This is a genomic window from Parafrankia discariae, assembly GCF_000373365.1.
GTDB lineage: Bacteria > Actinomycetota > Actinomycetes > Frankiales > Frankiaceae > Parafrankia > Parafrankia discariae.
On the sequence record NZ_KB891286.1, the window covers coordinates 1 to 12,733 of the forward strand.

12 protein-coding genes and 2 pseudogenes are annotated in these 12,733 nt (G+C 71.6%); 7 read left to right on the top strand and 7 right to left on the bottom strand.

The genetic code is table 11. The features are described from left to right. Window positions 1-201: pseudogene (locus B056_RS46310) on the bottom strand (IS630 family transposase); the annotation flags it as partial. A gap of 144 nt (window positions 202-345) precedes the next feature. Here B056_RS46310 and B056_RS43370 point away from each other — a divergent pair. After that, a pseudogene (locus B056_RS43370) lies at window positions 346-427 on the top strand (IS6 family transposase); the annotation flags it as partial. Window positions 428-748: 321 nt separating this feature from the next. Here the strand turns inward: B056_RS43370 and B056_RS0134045 are convergent. Further along, the gene (locus B056_RS0134045) at window positions 749-1,507 is read right to left on the bottom strand and encodes a TetR/AcrR family transcriptional regulator (protein WP_230203319.1); all 759 of its coding nucleotides are present in this window, start codon (window positions 1,505-1,507) and stop codon (window positions 749-751) included. Window positions 1,508-1,551: 44 nt separating this feature from the next. Here B056_RS0134045 and B056_RS0134050 point away from each other — a divergent pair, with 44 nt between their 5' ends. The 4 genes from B056_RS0134050 to B056_RS0134065 all read left to right on the top strand — a co-directional run bounded on the left by B056_RS0134050 (window position 1,552) and on the right by B056_RS0134065 (window position 6,122). Further along, window positions 1,552-2,454, top strand: coding sequence for a sugar phosphate isomerase/epimerase family protein (locus tag B056_RS0134050; protein WP_230203320.1), 903 nt, complete (start codon window positions 1,552-1,554; stop codon window positions 2,452-2,454). Beyond that, window positions 2,451-3,503, top strand: coding sequence for an alcohol dehydrogenase catalytic domain-containing protein (locus B056_RS0134055; protein ID WP_018506307.1), 1,053 nt, complete (start codon window positions 2,451-2,453; stop codon window positions 3,501-3,503). The genes B056_RS0134050 and B056_RS0134055 overlap by 4 nt, the downstream gene beginning before the upstream one ends. An 86-nt stretch (window positions 3,504-3,589) precedes the next feature. Beyond that, window positions 3,590-4,405 carry an SDR family NAD(P)-dependent oxidoreductase gene (locus B056_RS0134060; RefSeq protein ID WP_018506308.1) on the top strand — a complete coding sequence of 272 codons (816 nt, stop codon included), beginning with the start codon at window positions 3,590-3,592 and terminating at the stop codon, window positions 4,403-4,405. Between the two features lie 340 nt (window positions 4,406-4,745). Next, window positions 4,746-6,122, top strand: coding sequence for an NADP-dependent succinic semialdehyde dehydrogenase (locus tag B056_RS0134065; protein WP_018506309.1), 1,377 nt, complete (start codon window positions 4,746-4,748; stop codon window positions 6,120-6,122). Window positions 6,123-6,200: 78 nt separating this feature from the next. Here the strand turns inward: B056_RS0134065 and B056_RS0134070 are convergent, their stop codons facing one another. After that, window positions 6,201-7,037 (bottom strand): phospholipid scramblase-related protein, encoded by an 837-nt coding sequence (locus B056_RS0134070; RefSeq protein WP_018506310.1) that lies wholly within the window; start codon window positions 7,035-7,037, stop codon window positions 6,201-6,203. 145 nt (window positions 7,038-7,182) lie between these two features. After that, window positions 7,183-8,169 carry an AraC family transcriptional regulator gene (locus tag B056_RS0134075; RefSeq protein WP_018506311.1) on the bottom strand — a complete coding sequence of 329 codons (987 nt, stop codon included), beginning with the start codon at window positions 8,167-8,169 and terminating at the stop codon, window positions 7,183-7,185. 254 nt (window positions 8,170-8,423) lie between these two features. On the opposite strand from B056_RS0134075, the gene B056_RS0134080 reads away from it, so the two are divergent. Further along, window positions 8,424-8,918 (top strand): anthrone oxygenase family protein, encoded by a 495-nt coding sequence (locus B056_RS0134080; RefSeq protein ID WP_026240483.1) that lies wholly within the window; start codon window positions 8,424-8,426, stop codon window positions 8,916-8,918. 44 nt (window positions 8,919-8,962) lie between these two features. On the opposite strand, the gene B056_RS0134085 is transcribed toward B056_RS0134080, so the two are convergent. Both B056_RS0134085 and B056_RS0134090 read right to left on the bottom strand, forming a co-directional pair. After that, the gene (locus B056_RS0134085; RefSeq protein WP_020572864.1) at window positions 8,963-10,003 is read right to left on the bottom strand and encodes a pyridoxamine 5'-phosphate oxidase family protein; all 1,041 of its coding nucleotides are present in this window, start codon (window positions 10,001-10,003) and stop codon (window positions 8,963-8,965) included. An 82-nt stretch (window positions 10,004-10,085) separates the two neighbouring features. Further along, on the bottom strand, window positions 10,086-10,496 hold the full coding sequence (locus B056_RS0134090) for an EthD domain-containing protein (protein ID WP_020572865.1): 411 nt from the start codon (window positions 10,494-10,496) through the stop codon (window positions 10,086-10,088). Window positions 10,497-11,001: 505 nt separating this feature from the next. Here B056_RS0134090 and B056_RS0134095 point away from each other — a divergent pair. Next, window positions 11,002-11,637 carry an HNH endonuclease family protein gene (locus tag B056_RS0134095; protein WP_018506315.1) on the top strand — a complete coding sequence of 212 codons (636 nt, stop codon included), beginning with the start codon at window positions 11,002-11,004 and terminating at the stop codon, window positions 11,635-11,637. A 499-nt stretch (window positions 11,638-12,136) separates the two neighbouring features. Here B056_RS0134095 and B056_RS0134105 read toward each other — a convergent pair. Continuing rightward, window positions 12,137-12,733 (bottom strand): TCP-1/cpn60 chaperonin family protein (locus B056_RS0134105; protein WP_018506317.1); only part of this gene is annotated, 597 nt, incomplete at its 5' end.

The window sequence follows — 12,733 nt, forward strand, 5'->3', positions numbered from 1 at the left end:
GTTGTGGATCACGTCGCGGACCCGGTCCTCGGACGTGAACGTCACCTCCGCGATCTTGCCTGGGGTCATGGCCTGCGCGGAGAGCAGGATCATCTGCGCCCGCCGCCACGTCACCANCGACCCCGACGAACGGCGCACGATCCGCAACAGCCGCTGCCCCTCGTCCGGATCGATCTCCCGGACCCGCACCCGTTCCGCCACACCACAGATCATCAGCCGGACAGCCAGGCCTCTGCGGGACCCGACCCGGCGCGCCCTCACAACGGGCAAACCTTCACGGATGCGGCACTAGAGGTTGGTCATGATCAGGTGATGGGTCGAGGTGCGGTCGCTCCGCCAGCGCCAGTGTCGGAGTTCGCGGGGGTTCCGGTTCCCGCCGGAGGTGATCGTGCTCGCGGTGCGGTGGTACTTGCGGTTCGCGCTGTCTACGGCGTCCGACGCCAGTACCCACCACTGGCGACACGGGGCACTTCCGACTACCAGGTAGGCCCGTTGGCGATCTGCCCATGCACATCGAACCCGAACCGCCGCAGCCGATCATCTCCCGCTTTGGCGAGCAGCCGGACCAGCCAGCGGGCGGCGTACTGGTCGCCAGCGCTGGCACGGTGGCGGAGCCCGTCGAGGTCCCTTGCTTTGGCGAGTAGTTCGGCTAGCTGTTCGGTGGCGTATTGGTCGCCGGTGCTGGCGTGCTGGCGGAGCCCGTCGAAATCCTGGGCTGCGGCGAGGAGTCTGACCAGTTGGCGGGCGGTTAGAAGGCGGCGGGGCGGACGGTGCGCATGACGTCGTCGAGGATGGTGGCCAGCGGTGTGCGGCCGTCGGTGGCCATCCAGGCACGGTTCGCCGCCTCCATGCAGGCCAGCGCGGCGCCGATGACCGCGGCCGGGCGAGCGCCGGCGGTGGGGCCGGCCCCCGCCTGGCTGTCACCGGCGTTGGTGGCGCCTTCGCCGCCGGCTCCCGCGGCATTGTTATCCGTGGGCCCGGTATCCGCGGATCCAGTTGCCGGGGAACTGAGGCGTGCGGCGACCTGGGGGGCGAGCCGGTCGTGCCAGCGGCACTGCTTTTCCAGGTTGCGGGCCTGGAGCCCCGGATTCCCGTCGAGTATCTGCCGCAGGGCGAGGGCGGCCTGCGAGTCGTTGGACTGGTGGGCGATCAGGGTGTCGAAGGCCCGGCGCAGCGCGGTCCAGGCGTCCTCGTCCGCGGGCCGCTCGGCCAGGGCCTCGGCCAGCGCGGTGCCGAGCGCGTCGAGGTGCCCCAGCACCACGTCTTCCTTCGACCCGAAGTAGCGGAAGAAACTGCGGCGCGACATTCCGGCGGCGGCCGCGATCTCGTCGATCGTCGTGGCCTCGTAGCCGTTGCGGACGAACAGGTCCATCGCGACGGACATCAGTTCGGTCCGTACGGCGCGCCGGGTGCGCTCGCGCAGGCCGAGCCCTGCTGACAGGCCGAGCCCTGCTGACAGGCCGAGCCCTGTTGAGGGGCCGTGCTCTGCTGACGCCTCACCCACCACGGTCGTACTATACGCCGCGCCATACCTGCCCCAGGATATCGAGGGTGGCACTGGGTGTCGGATTCGGCGTAGTGTGCCAGGTGGCTGAGGGGCGGGTGCCGCGGATGGCGGGTTCGGCGGAGAACATCGGCTGGGTGATGTGGTCCGGCACCGTGGGCCTGCAGCGCCCCCTGGCGGAGCGGGTGGAGGCCGCCGTCGTCGGCGGGTTCGGCCGGATCTCGATCAGCCCGCTGGACGTCGCGCTGGCCGAGGAGGCCGGCACCACCCCCGCCGACCTGGGCCGCCAGCTGCGCGGCCAGGGGCTCGGCGTCGTGCTCGACGGGCTCATGAACTGGTACGGCGGCGCGCCGATGACGGCGGCGCGCTCCATCGCCTTCACCGCGGACGAGGTGCTGGACATGTGCGCGGCCCTGCGGCCCGTCTCGCTGACGGCGTTCGCCCGCCCGACCGGCGACGTCGGGCTCGAGGAGATCGCCACCGCGTTCGGCGGCCTGTGCGACCGAGCCGCGGACGTCGACACCCTGGTCCAGCTCGAGTTCATGGCCATGATGGCGATCAGGGACCTGCCGGCCGCGCTGGCCGTGGTCGCGGCGGCCGACCGGGCCAACGGCGGCCTGGTGTTCGACACGTGGCACTTCTTCCGCGGTAATCCCGACTTCGCGGCGCTCGAGGAGCTGCCGGGCGACCGGGTCTTCGCGGTGCAGGTGTCCGACGGCCCCGCGGCGCCGCCGGACGACATCGGCCGGGACACCTTCAACCGGCTGCTTCCCGGCGACGGCGGTTTCGACCTCGTCCGGCTGCTCGGCGTGCTCGACGGTATCGGCGCGCTCGGCTGGGTCGGGCCCGAGGTGCTCTCCCCGGCCACCGAGGGGATGCCCGCCACGCGGGCCGCCGGCCTCGGCGCCGCGCGGGTGCGCGAGCTGATCGACCAGGTCCGGGCGTCATGATCGCGGTGCGGTTGCACGGCCCCGGGGACCTGCGCGTCGAGGAGGTCGACGAGCCGGAGGCGGCGCCGGGCGAGGTGAAGATCGCCGTGGCGCACAACGGGCTGTGTGGCACCGACCTCACCGAGATCTTCGCCGGGCCGCGGGCCTGCACGGCCGTGCCGCACCCGCTCACCGGCGGTGTGCTGCCCCAGATCGTGGGCCACGAGTTCGCCGGGGTGGTCGCGGCGGTCGGGGCGGGCGTCACCGACGTCGCCGTCGGCGAGCGGGTCAGCGTCGAGCCGCTCTACTCCTGCGGGCACTGCGACCGCTGCGTGGCCGACCTCCCCGAGCTGTGCCGGCAGGTCATGACGCACGGGATCTGCTCGAACGGCGGCGGGCTGGCCCAGTACACGACGGTTCCGCGGGCGATGGTGCACCGCCTTCCCGCGTCGATGTCGCTGGCCGAGGGCGCGCTGGCCGAGCCGATGGCGGTCGCGTTCAACGGAGTGCTGCGTTCCGGCGTCGGACCGGGCGGGTCCGCTCTGGTGTTCGGCGCCGGGCCGATCGGGACGGGCGTCGTGTTCGGGCTGCGCGCGGTCGGGGTGTCGGACATCCTGCTCGTCGAGCCGGCGCCGGCTCGACGGGCCGCGGCGGCGCGGCTCGGGGTCGCCGACGTGCTCGATCCGACGTCCAGCGACGTCGCCGCGGAGGTGCGACGCCGGACCGGTGGTCGTGGCGTGGACGTCGTGCTGGACGCCGCCGGCGTGCCCGGGACGTTCGGGCTGGCCCCGGCGGTGCTGCGGGCCCGGGGACGCTACGTCGGGATCGCGGTCGCCGAGCGCGCCGTCGAGTTCGCCCCGTGGGTGCTGGCCCGCGGCGAGATCGAGCTGACCGGCTCGCTGGGCTACGGCCCCGGAGTGTTCGCCCGGGTGCTCGAACTGATCGCGGGCGACGCCTACCCGACGGCGGGCTGGGTCGAGCACGTCGACCTGACCGAGCTGCCGGCGGCGCTGGAGGATCTCCGCCACGGCCGGCGGATGAAGGTCCTCGTCGACCTGCCAGCCGCCTGACCCGCCAGCCGCCTGACCGGCAGGTCGACGGGTCGGCGGGTCGGCGGGTTGACGGGCAAGCCGCATCGGACACGGAAGGGCACATCATGGAAACCGGGCTGGACGGCCACACAGTGGTGGTCACGGGCGGGAACGCCAACGTCGGACGGGGCATCGCCCTCGCCTTCGCGGCCGAGCGGGCGAACGTCGTGATCGTCGGCCGCGACGAGGAGCAGGGCCGGCGGGTGTGCGAGCAGCTGCTGGCCGCCGGGGCGGGCCGCGCGCTGTGGCAGGCCGCCGACGTCACCGACCGCGCGCAGGTGGGCGTCATGGTGGCCGCCGTGCGGGAGCGGCTGGGCGCCGTCGACGTGCTGGTGAACAACGTCGGTGGCAATGTCGACCTCGACGCCTTCGCCGACTCGGACCCGGCCACCTGGGAGCGGGACATCGCGCTCAACATCACGAGCACGCTGAACTGCACCCACGCCGTGCTGCCCGGGATGATCGAGCGGGGCGGCGGGCGGATCATCAACATCGGGTCGACGTCGGGGATCGTCGGTGACCCGCTGCTCGCCGTGTACTCGGCGATGAAGGGCGCGGTGCACGCCTTCACCAAGGTGCTGGCCAAGGAGGTCGGCCGCCAGGGCATCACCGTCAACGCGATCGCGCCCTACGGGACCCTGCCCGAGGACATGAGCCGGGACGTCAGCTCGGGCAGCCGCTGGCATCCGGACGGGGTGTTCGCCCGGCTGGCCGCCACCCGGGGCCCGGAACTGCACTCCATCGGCCGGCGCACGGTGCTGGAGCGGCAGACCGCTCTGCCCGCCGAGATCGGTGCCGCCGCCGTCTACCTGGCCTCGACGGCCGCCGCGTTCGTCACCGGGCAGGTGCTGTCGGTGGACGGCGGCACCCAGATCGCCTGACACAAGTAATCGCTCACTCTGTTAAGGTCCGGCTTGTGACGGCGTGTCCTGGAACGGGCCGGAGCCGACCGGAGCCGACCGACGACGCCTGGTTGACCGGTTGACCGGCGAATTGGTGGGCAAACGGTGCCAGGCACCGGCACGGCGCGGCGAGATCGGGGATTATCGCGTCGATCGGTGAGTAACGCGTCGACGGCGGAGTCGGGAAAGGCCCGCGTCGACGGCGGAGTCGGAAAGGGCCCGCGCCGACGACGGGAGTGCCCGCTCCTCCGGGGGCCGTGGCCGCGTCCCGGCAGTCAGGCGGGCAGACCCAGCGGGCAGATTCAGCAGAGGGAGCGACATGGCGATCCAGTCGGTCAATCCGGCGACGGGCGCAGTGGTCAGGAAGTTCGACGCGCTCGACGGAGACGAGATCGAGCAGCGGCTGGCCCTGGCCAGCGCGACGGCCGCCGCCTACCGCCGGACGTCCTTCGCCGAACGGGCCGCGCTGCTGCGGCGGGCCGCCGACCTTCTCGACGCGGAACGGCACGAGATCGCCGTGACGATGACCACCGAGATGGGCAAGACGCTGCGCTCGGCCGAGGCCGAGGCGGCCAAGTGCGCGAAGGGCATGCGCTTCTACGCCGAGCACGCGGAGGCGTTCCTCGCCGACGAGACGCTGGCCGACCCGGGCTCGGTCGGCGCGAGCCGGGCGTTCGGCCGGTACCAGCCGCTCGGCGTCGTCCTCGCGGTGATGCCGTGGAACTTCCCGCTCTGGCAGGTCGTCCGGTTCGCGGCCCCGGCCCTGATGGCCGGCAACGTCGGGCTGCTCAAGCACGCCTCGAACGTCCCGCAGTGCGCGCTGTACCTGGAGGACCTGTTCCGCCGGGCCGGGTTCCCCGAGGGCGCGTTCCAGACCCTGCTGATCGGCGCCGGGCAGGTCGAGGCGGTGCTGCGTGACCCCCGGGTCGCCGCGGCGACCGTCACCGGCAGCGAGCCGGCCGGGCAGGCCGTCGCGTCCGTGTGCGGGCAGGAGATCAAGAAGACGGTCCTCGAGCTCGGCGGCAGCGACCCGTTCGTGGTCATGCCCTCCGCCGACGTCGCGCGCGCCGCCGAGGTGGCGGTCACCGCCCGCTGCCAGAACAACGGGCAGTCCTGCATCGCCGCGAAGCGCTTCATCGTCCACGAGGACGTCTACGAGCGGTTCGCCGAGCTGTTCGTCGCCGGGATGGCGGCGCTGAAGGTCGGTGACCCGATGGACCCGGCCACCGACATCGGCCCGGTGGCGACCGAGGGCGGCCGAGTCGACCTCGAGGAGCTTCTCGCCGACGCGGTGAAGGAGGGCGCCAGCGTCCTGTGCGGCGGGACGGCGCCGTCCGGGCCGGGGTACTTCTTCCCGCCGACCGTCGTCGGCGACGTCACCCCGGGGATGCGCCTGCACCTGGAGGAGGCGTTCGGCCCGCTGGCCACCCTCTACCGGGTGCCGGACATCGACGCGGCGATCGAGCTGGCGAACGTGACGTCGTTCGGGCTCGGCTCCAACGCGTGGACGACCGACCCGGCCGAGCAGGAGCGGTTCATCACCGACCTGGTCGCCGGCGCGGTCTTCCTCAACGGGATGGTCAGCTCGCACCCGGAGCTTCCGTTCGGCGGGGTCCGCCGCTCCGGCTACGGCCGGGAGCTGAGCGCGGTCGGCATCCGGGAGTTCTGCAACCTCAAGACCGTCTGGGCCGGCTGAGCCCGCTCAGACGGCTGAGCCCGCTCAGCCGGCGGTGCGGCGTGGGCACCGGTCACCGGTGCCCACGCCGCACCCGGCTCAGTTGGAGTCCTGCTTGAGGGCGGTGTCGATGGTCAGCGCCGAGGCCACCACGAGGCTCAGCATCGGCTGCGGCAACGGCCGGTGCAGCTGCACCACGTAGTTGTCGGCCGTGGTGAACATCGTCCGGGCCAGGCCCTCCCAGGTCTTGGTGACCCGGGCCACCTCGGTGTCGCTCTGGTCGACGATCGAGAAGTTCCACGCCCGCCAGTTCTCGGCTTTGATCATTCCGACGTTCGTGCCGCCGGCCTCCAGCCCGAACCGGATCTTGCCGAACACGTTCTGCTGGACGATGCTGCCGACCTCCCGGCCGTCGGGCAGCGTCACGACCACCTTCGACTTGAACAGCTTCGCCGGCCTGGTCAGCACCAGTTGCGGCGCACCGGTGGCGTCGCGCACCTCGAGCCGGTGGGTGAGGAACTGGTCGACCGACGACACGAAGCGCAGGGCTTTCTTCAGCGCGCTCTGGCCGACCTCGACGACGGAGCCGATCTGGTTGCCGTTCTGGTCGAAGACGGCGTACTCGTTCGTCAGCTCGATCAGCTTCGTCTTCTGGTTGACGACCAGCACCGGCTCGCTGAACAGCGAACCGCCGCCCTGCGCCGGCACGTGCACCTTGGCCTGCTCGCGGACCTGCCGCTGCACCCGGTCCGGGGTGTGCCTGGTCTGCACGGGCGGCGGCTGGTAGCCCTGCGGGCCACCCCAGTCGCCCGGGCCCGGCCCGCTCTGGGGCGGGACCTGCTGGGTGTGGTCGGTCCAGGTGCTGCCGTCCCACCATCGAGTGCCGGGCTGCCCTGACGGGTCGTCGTACCAGCCTGGGGGCACGCTCTGTGACATGCACCCACTTTGCCACTCATGGGCCGCCCGGGGTGTGCCCGGGCCGGGCCCGGAACCGTCCGGAGACGTCGGTTGGACGACAGCCGGTGACGGCAACGCCCCGGTGCCCGGCCGGCCACGCGGCGATGCCGGCCCGGCGTGCTGCCTACGACCTGCCTTCGGCCGGCGGCTGGTCCGCCCGGTCGCCGTGGGCGCGGGCCCGGTACTGCTGCGGGCTGACGCCGTACCGGCGGCGGAACGCCGTGCTGAGGGCGAACGGGCTGCCGTAGCCGACCTGGCGGGCCACCGCGCCGACCGTGGCCGCCGGCTCCTGGAGCAGGTCGGCGGCCAGAGTGAGCCGCCAGCCGGTCAGGAACGCGATGGGCGGCTCGCCGACCAGGCTGGCGAACCGGCGCGCGAACGAGGCGCGGGAGACGCCTGTGGCCGTGGCGAGGGCGGCGATCGTCCAGGGGCGCTCGGGATGGTTGTGCAGCAGCCGCAGCGCGTGGCCGACGACGGGGTCGCCGTTGGCCCGCCACCAGGGCGGCGCGTCGGTGTCGGGGCGGGCGAACCAGGCCCGCAGCGCGGTGACGAGCAGCAGGTCCAGGAGCCGGTCGAGGACGGCGGCCTGGCCCGGGTCGTCCCGGCCGATCTCCTGGGCCAGCATGGGTACCAGCGGGCAGTCCCAGTCGTCCGCGCGGATGACGGCCAGCGCCGGCAGCGCGTCGAGCAGCCGGCGGCTGACCTCGCTGTGCTGCTGGTACGTCCCGGTGAGCATCGTCGTCGGCGGGGCCGTCGCGCCGTCCCGGTGGTTGCCCCAGGTGCGCACGCCGAGATCCATCTCCGCGGCGAGGCTCGCACCCTCCGGCGTGGTGCAGACCTGCCCGGGATGGATCACGATCCGCGGCGGGGTCGCCGGGTCGTCGGCGACGACGTACGGGTCGGGCCCGCGGGCGACGGCCACGTCGCCCGCGCGCAGCCGCACCGCGGGGGCGTCCCGGGGGAGCACCCAGGCCTCGCCGTGCACGACCGCGACGACGGTCAGCGGCGCCCGGTCCCTGATGAGCATCGACCAGGGCGGGGACATGACCGAGCGGATCGCGAACGCCCCCCGCGCCCGCGGCCCGTCCAGCATTCCGGCCAGGACGTCCACGGGCCGAAATGATAGTGATCAGACGGTCGCGGGTGGCCGGGTCGGGTGATCCGGCCGGTCATGCGCGGGATCCAGGCCGCGGCTGGGCCCTGGACGGGCCGCGGTGGACGTTCGCGTATGGATCCGAGATCCTGGGCGATGGGCCGTCTCGGTCGGGCGGGCTTGGCTGGTCACATGACGACATATGTGACGACCACCGTGACCAGGAGGGCGTGCCCGGCGCGCGCCGCGGCCGACAGCGGCCGGGCGACCCGATGACAGAGCGGGTGCTGGCCCCGCTCACGATCGTCTCGGCGGTCGGCTCGGGCGTCGTGGGCGGCGTCTTCTTCGCCTTCTCCGTGTTCGTGATGCGGGCGCTCGACGGGCTGCCGCCCGCACAGGGCCTCGCGGCGATGCAGGGCATCAACCGGTGGGCGCCCACCGGTTGGTTCATGACGGCCCTGCTGGGGACGGCGCTGGCCTGCGCCGTCCTCGGCGCCGCGGCGGCGCTGGACCTCGACCGGCCGGGCGCCGTCCTGCGGCTCGTCGGCAGCGTGCTGTATCTCGTCGCGATCGTGGTGACGATCGTCTACCACGTTCCCCGCAACGACGCGCTGGCCGGTGTGTCGCCGGCCGGTGCCGACGCGGCGCGGCGGTGGGCGGACTACCAGCCGGGCTGGACCGCCTGGAACCACGTGCGGACGATCACCGCGATCGCGGCCGCGGCGACACTCACCGTCGCCGTCCGCGTCGCCGAGCAGGCGAGGTGAAACCGGCCCGCCGGGCGACGGCCGACTGGGCGGCGGGTGGCAGGTCAGGTCCGGCGGTTCCCGTGCTCCTCGGTGATGCCGGTGATCGGCGCGTCGCTGGCGATGCGTGCCTGGCGGATCAGCGCGATGCGCGTGCGCGCCGGCGGGTCCGCCGGGATGACCGGGAGCGACTGGCCCCGCCGCTGCGCCTCGTACTCGAGCCGCGCCCGGGCCTTCGCGAGGGTGTCCTCGCTCGGCCGGAGAACCTGCTTCGTGTCGAGCGTCGCCGGGTGCTGGGGAAGCGAGCGTTCGACGCGGAACAGGACCCGGTCGCCGTCCGGGCCGGCGTCGCCGACGAATGTGCGGAACCCCGCGAAGGTGAGCGACGCCCGGCCCTTGAGCTGCCAGGGCGTGCCCTTGGGTATCGACAGCCGGAAGCCTTCGGCTGTCAGCTCGAAGGAGCTCGCCCGCATGGGAAGCGGAAATCCGTCCTCGTCGAGTACCGAGAGATGCGCTGGAGTCCCGCCGTCCACGGCGTCCCTGGCCACGTCCTGCCAGGGGCGGACCGGCCAGGCCGATCGCTTCATCGTGCCGGTGGGCGCGGGGTCGGACGTCGGATAGACCGTGTCGGGCGCCGCGTTCCACACCTGCGGTGGGCTGCCGAGGGCAGCGTGGTTGTCCCACCAGTAGATTCGCTCGGGCTTGTTCTCGATGACGATGCGGGACCAGTAGGTGACCGCCTTCCGGGCCTCCTCCCAGGTGATTCCGTGGCTGATCCCCTGGTAGCCGGTCTCGGCGAGGTAACGCAGGGCGTTGGCCTGGATGTCGCCGTCCCGCACCGCCCCGTGGGCGCGGATGACCACGACCGGCTCTTCGGGGCGGCCCTCGATCAGGAGTCCGACCTTCGAGGTACGCCGCACCCGCTCGGCCTTGGCCGGATTGGGCAGGCCCGTGGCCAGGTCGATGGTAGACATGTCGTCGGCCGGGAAATAATAGGTGGGCGTGTCGATCGGAATTCCTGCCGCGGAAACCGTCGAGAACTCCGCGACGACGCCGGATTCTATGAGGCTGAAGACTCTCGGCGGGAGGTCGTGAAGGCCACTCATCTGGATAATCCTCTCCTGCTGTGTCCGGAAGTGCCCTGACAGTTCACCTGGTGGAGAGCCACCGCTGCTCCTCGTCGGTCTCTCACCGGCGGGCGACCGGCACCCAGTCGTAGGTCTCGCCGTCGGGACCCATCGGAGAGTCGTGCTCCTCCACGATGCAGATCGGGTTGGAGTGGGTGGCGAACAGCTTCTTCTCGTCTTCCATCGTGTATGGCAGCCGCTCCGGGTCCCGGATGAGCCGCTGCGAGTTCTCGAAATCCTCGCGGCTGTTCCACCAGATCTCCATGATGCAGTCGTAGCCGCTATCGTGGATCTCTCCGGTCACCGGGTTCTCGACCGGAGTCAGGTAGCGCCGGACGTACCGCACCGCATTCGGGATCGCCGGCTTCCCGATTTTCTTCGCCAACTGCGTGTGCTGGTTCTCGTAGTAGTCCAGGAACTCTTCCGCTGTCATGTCCGGACGCTTCTTGAAGAAACATACCTGCTTGAACACGTGACAGGCCCCTCTCGATACCTCGGCCGGGTCCGGATCGCAACATAGCAAACTGGGAGGCGGGGCGGTAGGTGCTCGCGCGGGCGTGCGTGAAATCAGGAAGCTAAGCCGGCGGGTCGCGCCGTACTCCCGGCATTTTCGAGGCGGCGGGTCTGTCTCCTTCGCGGCCATCGGCGTCGCCGGTGTGGTAAGGCCGCCGTCACGGCGCGCGAAGGCCCGGTGTCTGGTGGTGATCGCAACGTGCTCCGGCATGCTCCGGCGTGACCTGTAAGGCGTGGGGCCGGCGATCGGCCTGGCGCTCGGCGTTCCGTGCAAGGTTCACCATTATTTCGAATGGATTACACCTGGCTTCTTGTCGGCTGGCCGGTGGCCCTGAATATTCACCGTCGATTCTCGCGACAGCTCCTTTTTCTCCTGGCGGTTTTTGTCATTCTCCGGTGAGTTTTCACCGTTCGTCGCACCCGTGATCCGACGGGCCGCGGTGAGAACTGGTCAGGAGTACCCTGTGGCTCACCGCTTTCTGAAGGTGGTCGCCGTGGCCGCGACCACGATTGTGGCGGCCGTTCTGCTCGTCGCCGCACCGGCCGGTGCGACACCCCCGAACATTCCCTCGGCCAGCACGGCCCTGACCCGGCTGAACTCGCTGACGGTCGCGGCCGAATCGCATGCGTCGACCTATGATCGTGACCTTTTCCCGCACTGGATCACCATCAGCGGCGCCTGCGACACCCGGGAGCAGGTGCTTAAGCGCGACGGTACCGGAGTGGTCGTGAACAGCAGCTGCGCCGCGACCTCTGGCTCGTGGTACAGCCCGTACGACGGCGCCACCTGGACGGCCGCGGCCGACGTGGACATCGACCACATGGTCCCGCTCGCCGAGGCGTGGGCCTCCGGCGCCTGGGCGTGGACCACCGCGCAGCGGCAGACCTACGCGAACGACCTCGGCGGGCCGGAGCTGTGGGCCGTCACGGACAACGTCAACCAGTCCAAGAGTGACAAGGACCCGGCGGAGTGGCAGCCGTCGCTGGCCTCGTTCCGCTGCACCTACGCGCGGGCCTGGATCCAGGTGAAGTACTACTACAGCCTGACCGTGGACAGTACCGAGAAGTCGGCCCTGAACACGATGCTGGGAACCTGCTGACGGGTCTGGCGGAGACGCGGCCACTGCCTGGTCGGTGGTGGGCCTCGATCTGACGAGGGAGGCCAGGTCCGTTTCTGGTGCTCGGCTACTCGCCGTTTGGTTTCTTTCTCGCCGTTTCAGGCAGCATTGCCTACGGAACCTCCCCTGAAAGGGCAAGGAGGATGCCAAACGGCAAGTAGGTCGCCCCGGCGTGCAAGAGATTTGTCCGATAGATCGCGGTCTGGCTGCGTCGTGGTGGTGCGGGCGTGGTCGTCACGGTCCTCGGTCGATCATGGTTTTCCGGGGCGTACCTGGAACCCCCGCGGGCCGCGGCCACCACGAACCGCGACCGGTCGCGACCGGTCGCGGAGCTCCCCGGGGAAATCGACACCCGGGCCCGGACGCGACGCGCCGTCGTCGTCGTCGATCTCGGTGAAAACGGCGGCGAAAACGACGGTGGGTGGGCCCGCGGCACAGACCGCCGGGCCCACCCACCGGGTGGTTCAGTTCATCGGGTGGCTCAGAAGCCCATGCCCCCCATGCCGCCCATGGCGGCGGCCGCGTCGGCACCGCCGCCGGCGCCCGCGGGCTCCGGCTTGTCCGCGACGACGACCTCGATGGTGAGGAAGAGGCCGGTGATCGACGCGGCGTTCTGCAGCGCCGAGCGGGTGACCTTCACCGGGTCGATGATCCCGGCGGCGACCATGTCGACGTACTCGCCGGTCGCCGCGTTCAGGCCGTGCCCGGTGGGCAGGCCGCGGACCTTCTCGACCACGACGCCGCCCTCGAGGCCGGCGTTGGTGGCGATCTGGNGCAGCGGGGCGGCGAGGGCGCGCTCGACGATCAGGGCGCCGGTGGCCTCGTCGCCGGAGAGGTCGAGCTTCTCGAAGGCGCTGGTGGAGGCCTGCAGGAGCGCGACGCCGCCGCCGGCGACGATGCCCTCCTCGACCGCGGCCTTCGCGTTCGAGACGGCGTCCTCGATGCGGTGCTTCTTCTCCTTGAGCTCGACCTCGGTGGCCGCGCCGACCTTGATGACCGCGACGCCGCCGGCGAGCTTGGCCAGCCGCTCCTGCATCTTCTCGCGGTCGAAGTCGGTGTCCGCCCGGTCGAGTTCGGC

Bases quoted from the DNA above. Each gene is read 5' to 3' on its own strand.
- B056_RS0134055 (WP_018506307.1), top strand. From the start codon at position 2,451: ATGATCGCGGTGCGGTTGCACGGCCCCGGGGACCTGCGCGTCGAGGAG.
- B056_RS0134060 (WP_018506308.1), top strand. From the start codon at position 3,590: ATGGAAACCGGGCTGGACGGCCACACAGTGGTGGTCACGGGCGGGAAC.
- B056_RS0134065 (WP_018506309.1), top strand. From the start codon at position 4,746: ATGGCGATCCAGTCGGTCAATCCGGCGACGGGCGCAGTGGTCAGGAAG.
- B056_RS0134070 (WP_018506310.1), bottom strand. From the start codon at position 7,037: ATGTCACAGAGCGTGCCCCCAGGCTGGTACGACGACCCGTCAGGGCAG.
- B056_RS0134080 (WP_026240483.1), top strand. From the start codon at position 8,424: ATGACAGAGCGGGTGCTGGCCCCGCTCACGATCGTCTCGGCGGTCGGC.
- B056_RS0134085 (WP_020572864.1), bottom strand. From the start codon at position 10,003: ATGAGTGGCCTTCACGACCTCCCGCCGAGAGTCTTCAGCCTCATAGAA.